The sequence below is a fragment of the Silanimonas sp. genome, from assembly GCF_027531545.1.
In the GTDB taxonomy this organism is placed as follows: domain Bacteria; phylum Pseudomonadota; class Gammaproteobacteria; order Xanthomonadales; family Xanthomonadaceae; genus Silanimonas.
In genome coordinates this window covers 39907-59792 of the sequence record NZ_JAPZSC010000018.1, presented here as the reverse complement: position 1 = coordinate 59792, position 19886 = coordinate 39907, and the positions used below count along the sequence as shown (strand labels likewise).

Here is a 19886-nt window from a genome sequence, read left to right as displayed (position 1 = left end):
GGCAAAGAAAAAGCCCGGCGAGAGCCGGGCTTCTTCGTGCTGCGATGGCAGCGCTTCGATTACATGCGGAAATCGAAGGTGCGGGTCTGCGTCGTGATCTCGCCGGTGGCCTCGAAGCGCCAGCCCGAGACCGTCTGCACCACGCTGCGATCGAACAGGCCACGCGGGCGGGCGCGAACGACTTGAACATTGGTGACGCGGCCGTCGGCGCCGATCGTGTACTGCACGGTGACGGTGCCCGCGGCGCGGGTGCGGGCCGCTTCGCGCGGGTAGGGCGGCTGCGGCGTGCTGATGGCGCGCGGCGCGCCACCCGTCCGGGCAGGCGCGGCCGGCGCCGGGGCGGGCGCGGCCGCCACCGGGGCGGGCGCCGGCTGGGCCGGAGCCGGGGTGGGCTCGGCCGGGGCCGGGGTGGGCTCGGCCGGAGCCGGCGCCGGAGCGGCGGCGGCGGTCGCGGCGGCCGTGGCTTCCTCGCGGGCCCGCTGCTCGGCGGCCACGCGCCCGCGCTCGGCGCGCTCGGCGTCCTGGCGCTCGCGGTCGGCGGCGGCGGTGCGGCCGCCGGCGATGGCGTCACGGATGCGGTTCAGCGAGGGGGCTTCCGGATCGGTGCGGCCCATGAGCTCGAGCAGGCGCTCGGCTTCCGTGAAGTCGGACTCGTTGATGGCCTGCTCGGAGGCGATCAGCGCGTAGGGCATCAGGTCGATCAGGGCCGATTCGGCCGAGACGTCCGGCTTGGCCGACTTCTGGCGCAGCGCGAGGTAGTACTCCATCGCGTTGTCGCCGGCGGGGGCATAGAGGCGCTGCTCGCGCAGGGCAGTGTTGCCCTTCTCGCGCAGTTCCACATCGGTGAGGTTGGCCAGTGCGCTTGCCGTGGCCTCGGCAGCCTCGGCGGCCTGAGCGGCCTGGTCCACGGTTTCCGCGGGTGCGGCCGCTGGCGCGGCGGTCGGAGCCGCCGGTGCAGGCTCCTCGGACGCCGGCGAGCAGGCCGACAGGCCAAGGGCGAGCGCGAGAGCAGTAGCGAGCGCGGCGGAGGGCTTGCGGATCGACGGAGCGGACACGATGGGAATTCCAGCCGGAGAAGGGGAACGGCCAGACTCCGGCGTTCGTTAGCTTTCTGTCAACACCAAAGCGTGACGTCTGGCACGGTCGCCGACCGGTCTTTACATTGCACCGCGTCAATACGCTGCTGGGCCGGAGAGGCCGCCGAGGCTCAGTTACGGAAGTTGAAGGTCCGGGTCTCGGTGCGGTCGCCGGCGCCGGGCTCGAAGCGCCATTCGCCCAGGGTGTCGATGACGGTGCGCTCGAACAGGCCTTCCGGCCGGGCCTCGACCACCCGGACATCGGCCACGCGGCCGTTGGCGCGCACGGTGAAGCGCACCGTGACGCTGCCCATCGACCGGCCGCGGGCGATGGCCTCGCTCGGGAAGGGCGGGAACGGCGTGCTCACCGGCACCAGGGGGCCGGCAGCCGGGGCGGACCGGGCAGGGGTGGCCGGCGTTGCTGACGGCCGTTGGGCGGGCGCGGTTGCTGTCGCCGCGGGGTTGGCCGGGCGTGCCGGTGCCGGGGAGGGGGTGCGAACGGCGGTGGTCGGTGCGCGCGACGGCGGTGCGGCGGACGGGCGCGGTGCCGGCGCCGGGCGGGTCGCCGGCGGCGTGGCGGCGACTTCGGCGGCGGCTTCGGCTTCAGCGGCCTCGGCGGCGGCGAGGGCCGCGGCCTGGGCGTTGCGGGCGGCGTCGAGGTCCTCACGCAAGCGAGCTAGGGACGGGGCGGTCGCATCGATGCGCACCATCAGCGCGATCAGGCGCTCGGCCTCCGGGAAGTCCGCGCCGGCGATGGCCTGCTCGGCGGCCATCATCGCGTAGGGCTGCAGTTCGATCAGGGCCGCCTCCGCGCTGGGCTCCCCCGCAGGCTCCCGCTCGCGCTGGGCCAGGTAGAACTCGATCGCGTTGTCGCCCTCGGGGGCGTAGATGCGGTTGTCGGCCACGGCCTGCTGGGCCATCGACGCGAGGTCGTCGGTGGCCATCGCCGCCGCCGCAGGCTCGGCCGGCGCGATCACGGTGGGCGCCGGGGCACCCTCGGGGGGGGCCCCGGGCTCGCCCGACGAGCAGGCCACGGCCATGGCCGCCAGCATCGCGAGGGCGAGCGGGCGCATCGGGGTGCGGGCGACGCGGAACGGGGACGACGGCCGCATGGCGGGCTCCGGCGGGATTCGACGAGGGCGCGCAGGGTCGGGGCCGGCGCGCGCGCGGTCAAGGCGCGGATGTGCGCCAGCGCACAGGGGAGGCGAGGTTTGACGGTTCGCTTCAGGTGGCGTTGGGCCGCTTCAGCCGGCGTTGTGCCGCCGACCGTCACCCCCTGGTGTCAGGGCCGCTTGAACTGCAGCACCACGCGGGCCTCGCTGGGCGCGTCGGCCGGGGCATAGCGCCAGCGGCGCACGGCGAGCACGGCCTCGCGGTCGAACACACCCGGCGGGTCGGCGCGCACCACCTCGACGGCCTCGACCCCGCCGTCGGCGCGGATGCGGAGGGCCACTTCCACCTCGCCTTCGAGGCGACGGCGGACGGCCGCTTCGGGAAAGCGGGGCGACACGCGGTTGACCAAGGTGCGCGGCGCCGGTGCGGCCGGACGCGGTGCCACCGGCGTCGGCGCCGGGTTCGCTGCGGCGGCGGTGCGGGTGGCGGGCGGGTTCGCCGGCGCTGCGGCGGCCGGCCGGGACGGGGGCGCCGGCGCAGGCACGGAGGCCGGCGTTGGCGTGGGCGGTGCCGCGGCAGCGGGCGTCGCGAGGGTGCTGGCGCGGGCCTGCGCGCTCGCGGCGCTCCGCTGGGCCTCGGCGGCGAGGCGCTCTGCGTCCGCCAGTTCCGCGGCGGTGCGAGCCTCCGCGTTGGCCTGCGCGGCGGCCAGGGCCTCGCGCAGGCGCGGCACGGCGGGGGCTTCGGCGTCCATCCGGGCGAGCAGCTCGATCAGTCGCGTCGCTTCCGGGAAGGCTTCGGCGGTGGTGGCCTGCTCCGCTCCGATGATCACGTAGGGCGCGAGGTCGGAGAGGGCCGTGTCCACGGCGTCGTCGCCGGGTTGGCGTTCGCGCAGGGCGAGGTAGTCCTCGACGGCGTTGTCGCTGGCGGGAGCATAGAGGCGGTTGGCGGCCAGCGATGCCGCGGCGCGTTCGCGCAGCGCGGCGGTGTCGAGCGGGGCGGCGGCGGGCGCGGCCGTCATCGGAGCGGGCGCCGTGGCCGGGGCCGCGGGCGACGACGGGGCCTCGCCCCCGCAGGCGGCCAGGCCCAGGGCGAACAGCGCGGGAAGGGTGAGTCGGACAGCGGCGCGCATGGCGGAGCTCGGCGGATCAGGGCCCGGCACCGTAGGCGTGGCGCATGACAGCGTCGTGGCGAATCGGGGGCGGCAGTCGCGAAGTGCGGCGGCGCGCACGGGCTCGGGTACCCTGCGCGCCGTGATTTTCCCCATTTCGCCCCTGCTGCCCGAGCTGCGCGCCGCGCTCGACGCTCATCCGCGCCTCGTCCTCGAAGCGCCCTCGGGCGCGGGCAAGACCACGCAGGTGCCGCTGGCCCTGCTCGACGCGCCGTGGCGCGCCGGCGGGAAGATCCTGATGCTCGAACCGCGCCGCGTTGCCGCGCGGGCCGCCGCCGGCTTCATGGCGAAGCAACGGGGCGAAGAAGTTGGGCGCACGGTCGGCTACCGCATCCGCTTCGAGGCGAAGGTCTCGGCGGCCACGCAGGTGGAGGTGGTGACGGAAGGCATCCTCACGCGCCTCGTCCAGGACGACCCGACGCTGGACGGCATCGCCGCGATCCTGTTCGACGAGTTCCATGAGCGCCACCTCGCTGCCGACCTCGGGCTCGCCTTGGCGCTCGACGTGCAGGCCCAGCTTCGGCCCGACCTGCGGATCGTGGTGATGTCCGCGACGCTCGACGGCGAGCGGCTGGCGCGTTTCCTCGACGCGCCGCGCCTCACCGCCGAAGGCCGGGCGTATCCCGTCACCACCCGCCACTTCCCCGCGCGCCGCGACGAGCCGGCGACCGCGCAGTTACGCCGCTGCGTGGAACACGCGTTGGCCCAGCATCCCGGCGACCTGCTGGTGTTCGTGCCGGGCCAGCGCGAGATCGCCGACGCGACGCGGGCGCTGGAGCCGGTGCTGCCCGCCGACGTGCGCCTGCTGCCGCTGCACGGCGAGCTGCCGGTGGAAGCCCAGTCGGCGGCGCTGAACCCCGACCCCGACGGCCGCCGCCGCGTGGTGCTGGCGACGAACGTCGCGGAATCGAGCGTCACCCTGCCCGGCGTGCGCGTGGTGATCGACAGCGGCCTCGCGCGCGAACCGCGCTTCGAGCCGAACTCCGGCTTCTCGCGGCTGGACACCGTGGCGATCTCGCAGGCCAGCGCCGACCAGCGCGCCGGTCGTGCCGGCCGCGTGGCCGAGGGCTGGTGTTATCGACTCTGGCCGGAATCGCAGCGTCTCGAACCCAACCGCCGCGCCGAGATCGCGCAGGTCGAACTCTCCGGCCTCGCGCTGGAGCTCGCGGCCTGGGGCGAGGCCGACCTGCGCTTCGTCGATGCGCCGCCGCGCGGCGCGTTGGCGGCCGGCGTCGATCTGCTGAAGAGCCTCGGTGCGCTCGATGCGAGTGGTCGCATCACCGCGTTCGGCAAGCGCGTTCTGGCGCTCGGCACGCACCCGCGCCTCGCCGCGATGCTGCTGGCGCCGAGCGATGCCGCCGAGACCGCGTTGGCCTGCGACCTCGCGGCACTGATCGAAGCGCGCGACCCGCTGAAGGGCCCACGCCGTGACGACGTCGCCGCGCGCTGGCAGGCGCTGGCCGCCTTCCGCGCCGGGCGCGCGCCGCCGGAGGCCTCGCGCTCGGGGCTCGCCGCCATCGACCAGCAGGCCAAGCAGTGGCGTCGCCGCCTGCGCTGCGAGGCCGCGCCGCCGAAGGACGCGCCGAACCATCTCCTCGGCGACCTGCTGCTGCATGCCTTTCCTGACCGCATCGGCGTACAGCACCCCACCGACCCGCGCCGCTATGCCTTGAGCAATGGCCGCAGCGCGCGCGTGTTCGACGATTCGGCGCTCTACGGTGAGCCGTGGATCGTCGTCAGCGAGCTGCGCTTCGAGGCGCGCGATGGGTTGATCCTGCGTGGCGCGCCGGTCGACGAAACGCGACTGCAGCGCGAATTCCCGGAACGCTTCGTCGAGGAAGACACCGTGCGCTGGGACGCCAACGCCCGCGCCCTCGTCGCCCGCCGCGAGCGGCGCTTCGACCGCATCGTGCTGGAGAGCAAGCCGGCCGGCCGCCCCGACCCGGCGCGCGCCGCGCAGGCGCTCACCGATGCCGTGCGTGAACTCGGCCTCGAGGCCCTGCCGTGGACGGAAGGTCTCAAGCAATGGCTGGAACGCCTGCGCTGCCTGCGCGACTGGATGCCGGAACTCGGCTGGCCGGACGCCAGCGACGACGCCCTGCTCGCGACGCTCGACGACTGGCTGAAGCCTGCCTTCAGCGGAAAGACGCGGCTCGATGCCTTGTCGGAAGAGGACCTTGGCGACGCGCTGAAGTCGCGCCTCGACTGGTCGCTGAAATCGAAGCTGGACGCGCTGGCCCCGCGCCGCATCACCGTGCCTTCGGGCATGGAGCGGCCGATCACCTACGCGCACGGCGAGCGGCCCGTGCTGGCCTGCAAGCTGCAGGAGCTGTTCGGCCTCGCCGATACCCCGCGGATTGCTGACGGCCGCGTGCCGCTCACCCTGCACCTGCTCTCGCCGGGCGGCGCGCCGCTGGCGATCACGCAGGACCTCAAGAGCTTCTGGAACAACGCCTACCCGGACGTGAAGAAGGACATGAAGGGCCGCTACCCGCGGCACCCGTGGCCGGACGACCCGTGGACCGCCACCGCCACGCACCGCGCCAAGCCGCGCGGCACCTGAGCCACCGACCCGCATGAGCCTCGACACCCTCTCCACGACCCTCGCCGTCGCCGCGCCGCCGGTGCGCTGGCCCGCGATCGATCCGTTCGCCGATGCCGTCAACCCGGCGCTCGGCGTCCTGCTCTTCGGCCTGGTGGTCGCGGCGTGGCGGGCGGGGCGTCGCCGCGAGACCTTCGGACTGCCGATCACGCTGGTGCTCTGCCTGTCGGTGGCCTACGGGCTGGCCTACCTTGATCGCGCGCTCGGCGTGTTCCCGCTGTTTGGCCTCGACTTCAGCACGCACGGCGCAGTCCATCTGGCGGCGTGGGCGACCCTGCTGATGTGGCATCCGGCCCGCTGGCCTTGGGCCTTGGCGGTGACGCTGGCCTACCACGCGCTGATGGCGGCGCAGGGCTACCACACGACCTACGACCTGCTGGCCACGGCGGCGGTCGTCGGCTTGCCCCTGACGCTGTTGGCCACGACCCTGCGGCCCGCCGCGCGGCCCCGTGCCGCCGCCAGCCGCAGCGGCCCCGGGCTGGCCCCCTAAGCCGTTCCGGGGGCGACTCGTGGATCGTCGTACCGCCCTGATCCACTTGGCCTTGGCCGCCGCGTTGCCTCGGATCGCGCGCCCAGCTGCGGCGGACCCCGAAGTGCTGGTGCTCGGTGCCGGCATGGCGGGCTTGGCGGCCGCCCGGCAGCTGGCCCGCGCCGGGCGGCGCGTGCGGGTGCTGGAGGCGCGTGCGCGGATCGGCGGCCGCGTGTTCACCAGCGAGGCATGGCCCGACCTGCCCATCGACCTCGGGGCCTCGTGGATCCACGGCCATCGGGGCAACCCGCTCACCGCGCTGGCCGCTGAAGCCCGTGCCCGGACCAACGCCACCGACGTCGACAACGCGGCCGCCTGGTGGGCCGACGGCCGGCCGTTGTCCGATCGCGAGCTGGGCCGCCAGGCCGCGTTGGGCGAAGCGTTCGAGGACGCCATCGTCCAGGCCCAGGACGCGGCGCCCGACCGTCCGCTGGCCGATGTCCTCCGCGCGGTCTCGGAGCGCGTCGCCCGCACCGGGGACGACCGCGCCCTGCTCGCGCAGTGGGCGAACAGCACCGTCGAGCAGGAGTACGCCGGGGCATTGGCGCGGCTGTCGACCCATTGGTTCGACGGCGCCGAGGCCTATCCCGGCGAGGACCGGCTGTTCCCCGCCGGCTACGGGGCCTTGCCAAGGCATCTCGCCGCCGGCCTCGACGTCCGCCTGGGCACGCCGGTCACGCGCATCGCGTGGCGCCGGGATCCCATCGAGATCCACACCCCGAGCGGGGTGCACACCGCGCGCCAGCTGGTGGTGGCCCTGCCGCTGGGCGTGCTGCAGTCGGGGGACGTGGTCTTCGATCCGCCCCTGCCGCCGTCGCGCCACGAGGCCCTGCACGAAGGGCTCGCCATGGGCCTGCTCAACAAGGTGGCCCTGCGCTTCGATCGCCCCTTCTGGCCGGTCGAGCGTGACTGGTTGCAGGTGGTCGATGCGGCCCCGGGGGAATTCGCCGAATGGGTCAGCCTGCATCGGGCGACGGGCCGGCCGGCGCTCTTCGGCTTCAACGCGGCGGGGGCGGCGGAACGGATCGAGGGGTTGGATGACGCGGCCACCGTGGACCTCGCGATGCGCCGCCTGCGTGGCGTCTTCGGCCGCGGCGTCCCATCGCCGGTCGCGGCGCAGGTGAGCCGCTGGAAGGCCGATCCCTGGGCGCGCGGCAGCTACTCCTGCGTGCCGGTGGGCAGCACCCCGACGCAACGCCGCGTGCTGGGCGAGCCCCTCGACGAGCGGGTGGTGTTCGCCGGCGAGCATTGCCACCCGACCCATCCGGCCACCGTCCACGGCGCCTACCTGTCCGGCCTGGAGGCGGCGCGCCGGCTGGCGGCCGCGGGCTGAGCGCTCACGCCGATTCAGCCGGAGCGCGGCAGAATGCGCGCCATGAGCACGCCCTTCCACGCCTTCGATGTGATCGTCGTCGGCGGCGGCCACGCCGGCACCGAAGCCGCGCTGGCGGCCGCCCGTGCCGGTGCGCGCACCCTGCTGCTCACGCACAACATCGAGACGATCGGCCAGATGAGCTGCAACCCGGCCATCGGCGGCATCGGCAAGGGGCATCTGGTCAAGGAAATCGACGCGCTCGGCGGCGCCATGGCGCGCGCGGCCGACCGCGCCGGCATCCAGTGGCGCACCTTGAACGCTTCGAAAGGCCCCGCCGTGCGCGCCACCCGCGCGCAGGCCGACCGCGTGCTCTACAAGGCGGCCATCCGCCGCATGGTGGAAACGCAGTCCAATCTTTCGGTGTTCCAACAGGCGGTCGACGACCTGCTGTTCGCCGGCGAGGCCGTGACCGGCGTGCGCACGCAGATGGGCCTCGAGTTCCATGCGCCCGCCGTGGTGCTGACCGCGGGCACCTTCCTTGCCGGGCAGATCCACATCGGCTTGGCGAACTACGCCGGTGGTCGCGCGGGCGATCCGCCGTCCACGGTCTTGGCGCAGCGTCTTCGCGAGGCAGCACTGGGCGTGGCGCGATTGAAGACCGGCACGCCGCCGCGCATCGACGCGCGCAGCATCGACTTCAACGGGCTCGAAGAACAGCCGGGTGATTCGCCGATCCCGACCTTCAGCTTCGACAACGATGCGTCCGTGCATCCGCGGCAGGTGAGCTGCTGGATCACCCACACCAACGAGGCCACGCACGAGGCCATTCGCGGCGGTCTCGACCGCTCGCCGATGTACACCGGTGTCATCGAAGGCGTGGGGCCGCGCTACTGCCCCAGCATCGAGGACAAGGTCACGCGTTTCGCCGACAAGGCCTCGCACCAGATCTTCATCGAGCCGGAAGGCCTCGACACCTTCGAGATCTACCCGAACGGCATCAGCACCTCGCTGCCCTTCGACGTGCAGCTCGCACTCGTCCGCTCGATCAAGGGCTTCGAGAACGCGCACATCACCCGGCCGGGTTACGCCATCGAGTACGACTTCTTCGATCCGCGCGGCTTGAAGGCCTCGCTGGAGACCAAGGCGATCCGAGGCCTGTTCTTCGCCGGGCAGATCAACGGCACCACCGGCTATGAAGAGGCCGCGGCACAGGGCCTGCTCGCCGGCCTCAACGCCGCGCGCTTCGTCCAGCAGAAGGACGCGTGGACGCCGCGCCGCGACGAGGCCTACCTCGGCGTGCTGGTCGACGACCTGATCACCCACGGCACCACCGAGCCGTACCGCATGTTCACCTCGCGCGCTGAGTACCGGCTGCAGCTGCGCGAAGACAACGCCGACCTGCGCCTCACGCCCACCGGCCGCGACTTCGGCCTCGTCGACGACGCGCGCTGGGCCGCCTTCGAGGCCAAGCGCGAGGCCATCGAAGCCGAGACCGCCCGTCTCCGGGGGCTGTGGGCGGCGCCGAACAACGCGCTCGGCCGTGCCTTCGAAGCCGCCACCGGCCAGCCGATCTCCCGCGAGACCCACGCCCTCGACCTGCTCAAGCGCCCCGAGCTCGACTACGCCGCCCTCGTGGCCGTCGAGGGCCTCGGCCCGGGCGTGGCCGACGCCAAGGTGGCCGAGCAGGTGCAGATCACCGCCAAGTACGCGGGTTACCTCGACCGCCAGCGCGAGGACATCGAGCGCCAGCGCCGCCACGAGACCACCGCCATCCCGACGGGCTTCGAGTACCGGGGCATCAGCGGCCTGTCCGCCGAGGTGGTGGCCAAGCTCAGCGCCGTGAGGCCGGAGACCATCGGCCAGGCCCAGCGCATCCCCGGCATCACGCCGGCGGCCATCTCCCTGCTGCTGGTGCACCTGAAGCGGGACGGCCGGGCCGCCTGAGGCGCCGTGACGGGAATTCGCAGGCTCCTCATTCCATTGTCCCGAGGCCATGGCATCCTCGGGCTTCCTCGGTCGGGAGTGCGCCATGTCCATGCACGACGAGCTGCAGTTCGCGGCGGAAGGTCCGGACGATGCCCGGGACGCCGCCCCCGTCACGCCTTGGAAAGTCGCCGTCGTCGATGACGACGAATCGGTCCGCGCCATCACCCGACTCGCCCTCGGCCAGCTGAAGGTCGACGGCCGCCCGCTCGACCTGCTCGAAGCCTCGAGCGCCGAGGAGGGCATCGCGCTCTTCGCCACCCATCCCGACATCGCGCTCGGCCTCATCGACATGGTGATGGAAGAGCCCAGCGCCGGCCTGCGCGTCATCAGCGCGGTGCGCGAGCAGCAGGGCAACCATCGCACCCGCCTGGTCGTGCGCACCGGCCAGCCGGGCCACCTGCCCGAAGACCGCGTCATCCGCGACTACGACATCAACGACTACCGCGAGAAGACCGAGCTTTCCGCGCAGAAGCTGCGCACGGTCGCGCACAGCGCCATCCGCAGCTTCCGCGACATCGTCGACGTCGAAGGCGCCTTCCACGGCATGGTCGAGTTGCTGTCGCGCGTGGTCGATGAATCGCTGGCGGAGTACTTCCCGCACGCCATGGCCTCGGCGGAAGTGGCCGCCGAGCTCGGCCGCTTGGCGGGCCTGCCGGCCACGCGGGTCGAAGCCGTCCGGCACGCCGCGGTGCTCCGTGACGTCGGCTTGATGCGCCTGCCGCAAGGCGTCCGCAACGCCCTGCTGCAGTACGAATCCCTGGACGGCGAGGGTCGCCAGGCGGTGCTTGAGCACCCGCAGGTCGGATCGGGCCTACTGGACCGCCTCGCCACCGTCGAAGGCCGCCTGGCCGCGCAGCTGGCCCGCGAGCACCACGAGCGCTGGGACGGGCAGGGCTTCCCGAAGGGCTTGCAGGGCGAGGCCATCGGTCTGGAAAGCCGCGTTCTCGCCATCGCCAACTTCTTCGACGCCCACTTGCTGCCCCAGCCGGAACGCGAAGCCCTGACGCCCGACGCCCTGCGCGCCGCCTTGGTCGCCGCCGCCGGGCAGGCCCTCGACCCCGCGCTGGTCGAACGGGCGCTGGCGAACTTCGAGGCACTGATGTCCGTCCGGGCGAAGGCCCGCGCCCTGGCCAAATGAGGAACGCGCGGGACGGCCTGCTGCTGGCGCTCAGCGAGGCCACGTACATCGACGATGGCGACGTGGCCCAGAGCGCGCGCGCCATCACCGCCGCCGCCCTCGAGGGTCTTGGCATCGACCGCTGCGGCGTGTGGATGCGCGCCGGCGACGGCCAGTCCATGCGCTGCCTGCACCTCTGCGACCTCGCTGACGGCGGCCATCGCGACGACCTGGACCTCGAACTCACGGCCACGCAGTACCCGCGCTACTTCGAGGCGCTGGGCCGCGAGCGCGCCATCGTCGCCGACCACGCGGCGACCCATCCCGATACCGCCGAGTTCGCCCATGGCTACCTCGACGTGCTGGGCATCCATTCGATGCTCGACTGCCCGGTGCGCCAGCACGGCCGCATGGTCGGCATCCTGTGCGCCGAGCACCGGGGTGCTCCACGTGCGTGGACGGACGACGAGGTGGGGTTCCTCGGCAGCCTTTCCGACCTCTTCGGTCGCGTGCTGACGGCGGCCGAGCGTCGCGACTACCAGCAGCGGCTGGAAGCACTGAACACCTCGCTGGAGGAACGCGTCGCCGAGCGCACCGCCGAGCTGCGCGCCGCGCTCGACTACCTCGAGAAGGCCCGCAGCCACCTCGTCGAGCGCGAGAAGATGGCCGCCCTCGGCCAGCTCGTGGCCGGGGTCGCGCACGAGATCAATACCCCGGTGGGCGTCATCGTCACGGCGGTCAGCCACTGCGCCGGGCTGCTGGCGCAGCTGCGCGAGGCGCAGGCCGGGGGCACGCTGACGCGTTCGAAGTTCGAAGCCGGCCTGGCCGAGATCGGCGACGGCCTCGACATGGCCCAGCGCAACGCGGTGCGCGCCGCCGGGCTGGTGGAAAGCTTCAAGCGCACCGCCGCCGACCAGACCCACGACGTGCGCAGCCGTTTCGAGCTCGGCAAGACGCTGGCCGATGTCCTCACCACGCTGACGCCCATGCTGCGCCGGCGCGGCGTGCAGGCCCACCTGGCCGAGGTGCCGGCGGTGGAGTGCGACAGCTATGCCGGCAGCCTCGCGCAGGTTGTCACCAACCTCGTGGTGAATGCCTGCCTCCATGGCTACGGCGAGACGCCGCCGCCCAACGCCCGGATCGATTTGGAAGCCGGTCAGGACGGCGGGATGGCTTGGCTTCGAGTGATCGACGCCGGCGCCGGCATGCCGCCCGACGTGCTGCAGAAGGCCTTCGAGCCCTTCTACACGACGGCACGGATGCGCGGCGGCACGGGCCTCGGCTTGAGCATCGTCCGCACCCTGGTGGAGCGCACGCTGGGTGGCGAGATCCGCATCGAGACCTCGGCAGGGGGTGGTTGCCGGGTTGACGTTCGCTTCCCCTGCCAAGCGCCGGCTTGATCGAAGACCCGCGCCGATCGTGCGCCGCATCGTCGGGCGGCGTGACCGGACGCGCTTGCGCGACGCTTCGAAGGGCCGCACCCTGCGCGCTGGACCACCCCCGAGGAGCCCCCCAATGAGCGACAACACCGCTGGCCGCGGCAGCACCGGCAACGTCATCGCCGCCGTCTGCAGCTTCTTCATTGCTGGCCTCGGGCAACTGGTGCAGGGGCGCATTCTCTGGGCCCTGTTCTGGTTCGTTTTCGCCGGCGTTGCTTGGGCGGTGACTGGCTTGATCACATTCGGGATCTTCCCGTTTGGCGGGGCAGTTGTGCATGTCCTCTCCTGCGTCCACGCGGCTCTCTACAAGCCGGCGACGTGATCCCCCGTTCCACCCACGCCGGCGCCGTGCGCGATTCGCTGCTCGCGCTGCAGTCGCGGCGCGTCCGCCAGTTGATCCTGTTGCTGATGGCAGCGCTGGGCGTGTTCGCCATCATCAATCTGACGCTGCTCGAGGCGCGTGTGCAGGCGCCGCTGCTGGCCGGCGTCGCGCTGCTGGGCGTGGCGCTGTGGATGCAGCAGCGGGGCCGCGTCGAGCAGTCGCTGATGATGGTGCTGTGGGTGATGACCTTCGTCGCCACCGCGGTGATCTGGATGCATGGCGGCATCCGCGACCTCGTGGTGCTGGCCTATCCCTGCATCCTCGTGCTGGCGGCGATGGCGCTCAGCCCGCGGCGGCTGGCGGCGCTGGGCGGCACGATGGTGCTGTCCCTCGGCCTGCTGGTCTGGGGCGAGAGCAGCGGCTGGTACCAGCCCAACGTGCCGCCGGTCGGGCCATGGAGCTTCGTCAACGGCGCGCTGATCCTCGTGGTTGTTGCCGTTATCGGCCGCACCATGGCCCGCGACCTGCAGGCCGCGGTGGCGCGCGCGGAATCGGAGAGCAGCCGGGCCAAGGACAGCGCCGTGCGCCTCGCCTTCCTGGTGCAGCACGACGCCCTCACCGGCCTGCCGAACCGGTTGCTCGTGCAGGACCGTTTCGCCCAAGCGCTGGCGCGCTCCCGCCGCGACGGCACGCCGCTGGCGATGCTGGTGATCGACCTCGACGATTTCCGTCGCGTCAACGATTCGCTGGGCCACGGCGTCGGCGATGCGGTGCTGCAGCGCATGGCTGAGCGCCTGCGCGTGCTGGCCGCCGAGACCGACACCCTCGGCCGCCTCGGCGCCGACGAGTTCGTGGTGGTGAGCACCGAGCTGGCCGATGCCGAGGCTTTGGCCGTGTTCGCGCAGCGGCTGCTCGACGGCCTCGCTGAACCCTTCGAGCGCGATGGCCTGTGCATCGCCTGCGGCAGCTCGATCGGCATCGCGCGGTTTCCCTCCGACGGCGACACCTTCGAAACCCTTCTCAACCGTGCCGAGGCCGCGATGGCCCGCGCCAAGGCCGACGGTCGCAACGCCTTCCGATTCGCCGACGCGGAAGTGGACCTCGACGTCGGCGAGCACCTGCGCCTGGTATCCGAGTTGCGCGCCGGTATCGATCGCGGCGAACTCGAGCTGCACTACCAACCGATCGTGCACCTCGCCAGCGGCCGCGTCGGCGCGGTCGAGGCGCTGATGCGCTGGCGCCACCCGGAGCGCGGGTTGGTCTCGCCGGGGGCCTTCATTCCTTTGGCCGAGCGCAGCGGCCTGATCCATCCGCTCGGCGCCTGGGCGCTCGAGGAGGCCGCCGCTCAGGCCCGTCGCTGGGAAGCGCGCGGCCTGCCCCCGCTGGTGGTCTCGGTGAACGTCTCGCCGGTGCAGCTCGCGCAGGGCGAGCTCGACGTCGTGGTGCAGCGCGTGCTCGCGGCCAACGCGCTGCCGGCCAAGCAACTGCTCCTTGAACTCACCGAATCCAGCCTCGTCGGTGATGCCGAACCGCTGCGCAACCGAATCACCCGCCTGCGCGCCATCGGCGTCGGCCTGTCGATCGACGACTTCGGCACCGGCTATTCCAACCTCGGTTACCTGCAGCGCTTCGACGTGCAGGCGCTGAAGATCGACCAGCGCTTCGTGCGCGGCCTCGCCGACGGTCCGCAGGGCGAAGCCATCGTTCGCGCCATCTCGCAGCTCGCCGCCAGCCTCGGCATCCGCACCGTTGCCGAAGGCATCGAAAGTGCTGGCGAGGCCGAGCGCCTGAAGGCCTTGGGCTGCGACGCCGGCCAAGGCCGCTGGTGGGGTGATGCGATGCCCGCCGCCGTCTTCACCCGCTGGTATTCGGAGCGATTCCCGGACCACGCCGCGCACATCGCGCAGCGCTGAGACCGGCGCACCCCGCACGCGCACCCATGCCTTCCATGCCGATGGAGCTTGCCGATGCCCCGCCCAACTGCCGGTCGCGCCACGTGGCCGACGGCCGCTGCCCTGCTGATCGCCACATTCGCCTCGATGCCCGCCATGGCCGCCGAGCCGCTGCCCTTCGCGCCCACTGAGGCGCACCGCGCCGCCAGCGCGGCGGCGATCGATGGCGCGCGCCATGCGCCGGCGCCTGCCCCGGGGCCGTCCACGCCCGAGTGGGCGAAGGACGCGGTGATCTACCAGATCAACACCCGCCAGTTCACGCCGGAGGGCAGCTTCGCGGCGGCGCAGGCGCAGCTGCCGCGTCTGAAGGCGCTGGGCGTCGACATCCTCTGGCTGATGCCGATCCATCCCATCGGCGTCGAGCATCGCAAGGGAACACTGGGCAGTCCGTATTCGGTGCGTGACTACTTCGGCGTGAACCCGGAGTTCGGCACCGAGGCCGACCTGCGCGCCTTCGTCGCGGCGGCGCACGCGCAGGGCATGAAGGTGATCCTCGACTGGGTGCCCAACCACAGCGCGTGGGACAACCCGCTCCGCACCGAGCACCCCGATTGGTACAAGCGCGATTGGAAGGGGGATTTCCGACCGACGCCATGGTGGGACTGGAGCGACATCATCGAGCTCGACTATTCGCAGCCCGGCCTGCGCGCCTACATGCAGGCCGCGCTGCGGCACTGGGTGGTCGACGTCGGCATCGACGGCTTCCGGATGGACGTCGCCGGTTTCGTGCCGCTGGATTTCTGGGAGCAGGTGCGGCGCGAGCTCGACGCCGTGCGTTCCGCCGAGCAGGGCGGGCTCTTTCTCCTTGCCGAATGGGAATCGCGCGACCTGCACGCCCATGCCTTCGACGCCAGCTATGCCTGGAGCTGGTACGACGCCGTGCACCGCATCGCGCAGGGCAAGGCCGACACCAACGCCCTGCACGTCTACTACTCGTGGAACGAAAACTTCTGGCCGGCGCACGCGCTGCGCATGACGTTCACCAGCAACCACGACAAGAACAGCTGGGAAGGCACCGAGTTCGAGGCCTTCGGCGCGGCGTTGCCGGCGGCGATGGTGCTGAGCTTCGTCGGCGAGGGCATCCCGCTCATCTACAACGGGCAGGAAGCGGCCTACGACAAGCGCCTCGAGTTCTTCGAGCGCGATCCGATCGTCTGGCGTGAGCATCCGATGGCGGATTTCTATCGACGCCTGATCGACCTGCGCACGGCGAACACCGCACTGCATGCCGGGCGCTGGGGCGCGCGGATGGTGCACGTGCCGAGCGACCGACAGGGGAAGGTGCTTTCGTTCGTGCGCCAGAACGGCCGCGACAAGGTGTTTGCCGTCTTCAACTTCAGCGCCGAAGCGCAGACGGTGCGCTTCCACGACGGCCCGCAGGCCGGCGACTACACCGATTGGGAAGGCGGCGAACGCGTGACGGTGCGCGAGGGCGAGCCGATGACCTTGCCGGCCTGGGGCTGGCGCGTGCTGGTGGCCGACCCGCACTGAAGGGCGCGCGCCCGTTGCAGGACGCGCGCTTCCATTCGCAGGGCCGTCAGCGGCACTCGCTGGGCGCGGGCCCGACGCGGCTGAGCGGGATGTCGCCGGTGCGGCCGGCGAGTTCGCCGACGGTGAAGCGGTAGCTCAAGGTGCCCGTCGTGCAGCCGGTGAACTCGATCGTGGCTTCGCCGACCTGGCGGATGCTCGTGGTCTCGTTGCGGTCGAAGCGCCCGCCCGTGGTCTCGAACACCGGCACGGCCGCGAGACGCGTCGCCGCCGGGTCGACGTTGCCCAGCTGCAGCGTGTACCAGCGGTAATCGGCCGGGGCGCTGGCCGCGAACGTGTACCAGGCGCCGAACAGCTGGCGATCCGTCGGGTTCAGTTCGAACAGCAGGCCCTGGCCGGCCGTCGCCGGCTCGTACCACGCGCCCGAATTGAGGAAGCCGCGCGGCGCGTTCGCCACCGGCGTCGCCTCGTCGCAGGCCACGTTCGACAGCAGGCGCTGCAGCACGACCTGCCCGCTGCGCGAGCCGCCCGCCGCGTTGAACTGGTAGTCGAGCACCGCCTGCGTGCAGGAGCTGAAGGTCAGCGTCGCGGTGCCGAGCACCACCGGTGCACCGGCGGCCGCGCCCTTGTCGAACACGTTGGCGTTCGGCCGGCCGATGGTGAGCGGGAACACGCGGCCATTGGCCGTGCCCGTGCCCTCGAGGGCGAACCAGTCGTGCTCGGCCACGCCGCCGATGCGATCCGTGTAGGTGAACCAGCCGGCGAAGAGATACGGCGCCGCGCCGCCGCGTGCGGTGCTGGTGTACATCTCGACCATCAGGCCTTGGCCGGCGGTGGCCGGTTCGAACCACGCGCCGGAGAGGTCGAACTGGTTGGCGGTCTGCGGGCGCGTGCTGGCCGCGGTGGTCGACTTGAACTCGGCACTGACGCCGCCGATGGTCAGCGTCGTCGCGGTGGTCACGCTCGCGCGCGCCGCGCTGGTGTGGCGCAGGCACACGGTCTGTCCGTTGGTGATGCTCGCCACCGCGTTGGTGTACGTGCCGGTACAACCCACGGAATGCGTGCCCTCGACGATGCTCAGCGGCGCCGCGCCGGTGAGACCGCTGATCGCCACCGGCGCCGAGGTCACCGTGCTCGACACCGGAACGCCCGTCTGCGCGCTGAAAGCGAAGGCGTCGGGAATCGTGTCGACCGAGCCAGTCGTGGCGCCGCCCGAGGCCGTCGTCGAGGTGAAGGGCACGGCCAGTGTGCCGACGCGCAGGGTGGTCGTGGTGGCGGTCGTGCCCGTGCGCGCACTGGTGTGGCGCACGCAGATCGCCGTGCCGTTCACCAGCGTGCCCGCGGCGGCGGTGAAGCTGCCGTCGCAGCCCAGCGAGTACTCGCCGTTCTCCACGCTCACCGCCGTGGCGGTGTTGATGCCACTGATGCGCGCGTTGCTCGACACCACCGGCACGCCGAAGCCGACGCCGCTGCGGGCCGGCAGCTGGAAGGCGTCGGGCGTGGTGTCCGCCGTCAGCGTGCCGTTGTTGGTCAGACGGAACGTGATCTCACCCGTTGCTCCAGTGGCCGCAGCACGGACGACGTAGTTGCCGGGCGTGGTGCGCGCCGTCGCCGTGATGCCGCATTCGCCGTTCGTATCGGTGGTGCAGCGACCGCTGCTGCCGAGCGTGGCCGACACCGTGCCCGAGGCCGCGGTGAAGGTGATCGTCTGGTTGGCCAACACGGTGCCGGCGGCATTGCGGGCGCGCACGCGCAGCGGCTCCGCGAAGGCCACGTTCCCATTGCCGCTCTGGTTGTCGCCCGACACACGCTCGAGGCCGAGCGTTGGCACCGTGAAGGTCTGCAAGGGCCGCGACTTCAGCATCGGACGCGCCGCGTTCGCAACGTCGAGGTAGAACTGCAGGCTGCCGGTGAAATCGGCCGGCAGTGCGAACGCGAGTTCGGTGCTGCCGCTGCCGCCCGGCGGGGCCCACACCTCGGCGGCGGGCGACCACGACGTGGCCGGCAGGGTGGCGCCGGTGCCCACCGGTTCGGCCAGCAGGCGGAAGCGCGTCGCCGCGCCGCACTGCGTGGGATCATCGGCATTGCTCACGTCCACGCGCAGTCGCTTCGTCTGCCCGGCCATCGCGTTCGGCGTGAGGTCGGTCACCTGCACCAGCGGCAGCGTGCGGCCGCAGGGATCGAGGTCGATGCGCACGCGCGCCTTGGTCGCGTCGGCGGAGAGCAGCTGCACGCGGATGCCGGTGCCGGCTTCGTCGTAGGTCGCGCCGACGGCCAGCGAGGCGTCGTCCCAGGTGGTCGTGGCCGGCGTGAGGTCGATCAGGGTGTTGGTGCCGGTGGTCAGCTGCACGCGGGGGCCGATGCGCGAGCCGAGCGAGGCGTCGAAGCCGAAGGCCGTGCGGTACTCCACGTACATGCGGCCGCTGCCGAGGCGCGGGATGCCCAGCGCCTTCACCTGCGTGGTGGCGGTGGCGTAGGGGAACACGTCGTACTCGCCGCTGCGCGTCACCGTCTGCAGGCCCTGCGTGCCGGTGCGTTCCTCGATGTAGTCGAGGTAGGTCTTCGCGCCTGGATGGAAGTGGCCCGAGCTGGCCGCGCCCATCACGTCGAAGGGGCTGCCGTATTCGTTGCGCGTGCAGCTGGCGGTGTCGGTGTACTGGCCATCGGTGCAGCGCAGCGAGTTGGCGTGGCCGATGCCGAGCACGTGGCCGACCTCGTGCGAGATCACGCGCAGGCTGTTGTTGCCGTTGAGCCAGAAGTTGCCGCCGCCGCCGAGGCCAGCCCAGGCGCAGTCGGCGTTGGACGGGAAAGCGAAGGCGACGATGTTGTAGCCCGACAGGTCGACGCCCGCCTCGCGCGCGGCGACCACGGCTTCGTTCTCGATGCGGATGTAGTCGCAGCCGGCCTTGGGGCTCGGCATCGTGTACCAGCCGAACACCTGGAAGGTCGTGGTCTGCTTGCCGTGGCTGACCTCGTCGTACCAGCGCGTGTTGGTCTGCATCGCCGTTTCCATCTGCGCCTGCGTCCACGGCGTGCGCGTGTCGTCGCTGAAGTTCACCAGCAGCAGGGCGATGCGTGCGCTGGCGTAGCGGTTCGGTGCCTTGGCCTCGATGCGCGGCAGCACCTCGACGGTGTCGAGCGCGAGGAGGGCGTCGTCGATGCGCACGGCGTTGGCGATGCGCACGCGGCGGTTGTTCGGCAGGTCGCGCAGCGGCGCCATGCCGAAGAGGTCGTAGCGCTTGCCGTCCACCGTGAGCACGTGCTCGTCCCAGCTGCGGCCGCGCTCGAAATCATCGAAGTGGTAAACGGAGAGTTCGCCTTCGATGCCCGCCATGCGGGTTTCGACCGCGTCGCCCACGACCTCGTGGGCTCGGGCGGCTTGGGCCTCGTCCCACAGCAGTGCCGGCACCTGCGAGGGCGCGACCTCGAGCAGTGCGCGCAGCGCGGCAAGGCGTTCGGCGGCGGCGGTACGGGCGGCGGTGGCGTCCTTGGCGGCAAGCGCGGCATCGAGGGCGTCGCGGCCCTCGCGGACCTCCGCGGCGAGCGGATGCGCCACGGCGGGCGCGGCCCGGAGGGGCGCGGGCGCCGCCACGGCGGCGAGCAGGAAGGTGGCGAACAGCACCGCGGAGGGGCGGGAAGCGAGCGTCATCGGGGGGGGGGCGTGGGGCAAAGGCGCCCAGTGAAACACTCGCTTTGACATTTCACGCCAATCGCCACGCGGCGGTGGCGCGGAGCGTGGCGTCTATCACAGTCCGACCCGGCCAGTCCGTCCCGGCGGC

The 19886-nt window shown here is 72.2% G+C and carries 13 protein-coding genes; 9 read left to right on the top strand and 4 right to left on the bottom strand.

What is annotated here, in order from left to right; all coding sequences use genetic code 11:
* Positions 1-59 precede the first annotated feature (59 nt).
* From O9280_RS11470 to O9280_RS11460, 3 genes are all read right to left on the bottom strand, one after another.
* Entirely contained in the window at positions 60-1055 is a 996-nt protein-coding gene (locus O9280_RS11470) for an energy transducer TonB (RefSeq protein ID WP_298342643.1), read from the bottom strand.
* Positions 1056-1207: 152 nt separating this feature from the next.
* Positions 1208-2188 (bottom strand): energy transducer TonB, encoded by a 981-nt coding sequence (locus O9280_RS11465; protein WP_298342641.1) that lies wholly within the window; start codon positions 2186-2188, stop codon positions 1208-1210.
* A gap of 170 nt (positions 2189-2358) precedes the next feature.
* Entirely contained in the window at positions 2359-3318 is a 960-nt protein-coding gene (locus O9280_RS11460; protein ID WP_298342638.1) for an energy transducer TonB, read from the bottom strand.
* 112 nt (positions 3319-3430) lie between these two features.
* Between O9280_RS11460 and hrpB the strand changes: the two genes are divergently transcribed.
* From hrpB to O9280_RS11415, 9 genes are all read left to right on the top strand, one after another.
* Positions 3431-5920 carry an ATP-dependent helicase HrpB gene (gene hrpB, locus O9280_RS11455; protein WP_298343333.1) on the top strand — a complete coding sequence of 830 codons (2490 nt, stop codon included), beginning with the start codon at positions 3431-3433 and terminating at the stop codon, positions 5918-5920.
* Between the two features lie 13 nt (positions 5921-5933).
* Positions 5934-6449, top strand: a complete 516-nt coding sequence (locus O9280_RS11450) for a hypothetical protein (protein ID WP_298342635.1) — start codon at positions 5934-5936, stop codon at positions 6447-6449.
* 19 nt (positions 6450-6468) lie between these two features.
* Positions 6469-7821 carry an FAD-dependent oxidoreductase gene (locus O9280_RS11445; RefSeq protein WP_298342632.1) on the top strand — a complete coding sequence of 451 codons (1353 nt, stop codon included), beginning with the start codon at positions 6469-6471 and terminating at the stop codon, positions 7819-7821.
* Positions 7822-7863: 42 nt separating this feature from the next.
* Positions 7864-9747 carry a tRNA uridine-5-carboxymethylaminomethyl(34) synthesis enzyme MnmG gene (mnmG, locus tag O9280_RS11440; RefSeq protein ID WP_298342629.1) on the top strand — a complete coding sequence of 628 codons (1884 nt, stop codon included), beginning with the start codon at positions 7864-7866 and terminating at the stop codon, positions 9745-9747.
* 85 nt (positions 9748-9832) lie between these two features.
* Positions 9833-10927 carry an HD domain-containing phosphohydrolase gene (locus tag O9280_RS11435; protein WP_298342624.1) on the top strand — a complete coding sequence of 365 codons (1095 nt, stop codon included), beginning with the start codon at positions 9833-9835 and terminating at the stop codon, positions 10925-10927.
* A complete protein-coding gene (locus tag O9280_RS11430; RefSeq protein WP_298342621.1) occupies positions 10924-12306 on the top strand; it encodes a GAF domain-containing sensor histidine kinase in 1383 nt (460 codons plus the stop codon). The genes O9280_RS11435 and O9280_RS11430 overlap by 4 nt, the downstream gene beginning before the upstream one ends.
* Before the next feature lie 115 nt (positions 12307-12421).
* Positions 12422-12667, top strand: coding sequence for a hypothetical protein (locus O9280_RS11425; RefSeq protein ID WP_298342618.1), 246 nt, complete (start codon positions 12422-12424; stop codon positions 12665-12667).
* Positions 12664-14580, top strand: a complete 1917-nt coding sequence (locus tag O9280_RS11420; protein ID WP_298342616.1) for an EAL domain-containing protein — start codon at positions 12664-12666, stop codon at positions 14578-14580. The genes O9280_RS11425 and O9280_RS11420 overlap by 4 nt, the downstream gene beginning before the upstream one ends.
* A 54-nt stretch (positions 14581-14634) precedes the next feature.
* Complete coding sequence (locus O9280_RS11415; RefSeq protein ID WP_298342614.1) at positions 14635-16110, top strand: alpha-amylase family glycosyl hydrolase; 1476 nt, start codon at positions 14635-14637, stop codon at positions 16108-16110.
* 46 nt (positions 16111-16156) lie between these two features.
* Here O9280_RS11415 and O9280_RS11410 read toward each other — a convergent pair whose 3' ends face one another.
* Positions 16157-19756 carry a hypothetical protein gene (locus O9280_RS11410; protein WP_298342613.1) on the bottom strand — a complete coding sequence of 1200 codons (3600 nt, stop codon included), beginning with the start codon at positions 19754-19756 and terminating at the stop codon, positions 16157-16159.
* Positions 19757-19886: the final 130 nt, after the last annotated feature.

Bases quoted from the DNA above. Each gene is read 5' to 3' on its own strand.
- O9280_RS11465 (WP_298342641.1), bottom strand. From the start codon at position 2,188: ATGCGGCCGTCGTCCCCGTTCCGCGTCGCCCGCACCCCGATGCGCCCG.
- O9280_RS11460 (WP_298342638.1), bottom strand. From the start codon at position 3,318: ATGCGCGCCGCTGTCCGACTCACCCTTCCCGCGCTGTTCGCCCTGGGC.
- O9280_RS11450 (WP_298342635.1), top strand. From the start codon at position 5,934: ATGAGCCTCGACACCCTCTCCACGACCCTCGCCGTCGCCGCGCCGCCG.
- mnmG (WP_298342629.1), top strand. From the start codon at position 7,864: ATGAGCACGCCCTTCCACGCCTTCGATGTGATCGTCGTCGGCGGCGGC.
- O9280_RS11435 (WP_298342624.1), top strand. From the start codon at position 9,833: ATGTCCATGCACGACGAGCTGCAGTTCGCGGCGGAAGGTCCGGACGAT.
- O9280_RS11430 (WP_298342621.1), top strand. From the start codon at position 10,924: ATGAGGAACGCGCGGGACGGCCTGCTGCTGGCGCTCAGCGAGGCCACG.
- O9280_RS11425 (WP_298342618.1), top strand. From the start codon at position 12,422: ATGAGCGACAACACCGCTGGCCGCGGCAGCACCGGCAACGTCATCGCC.
- O9280_RS11415 (WP_298342614.1), top strand. From the start codon at position 14,635: ATGCCCCGCCCAACTGCCGGTCGCGCCACGTGGCCGACGGCCGCTGCC.
- O9280_RS11410 (WP_298342613.1), bottom strand. From the start codon at position 19,756: ATGACGCTCGCTTCCCGCCCCTCCGCGGTGCTGTTCGCCACCTTCCTG.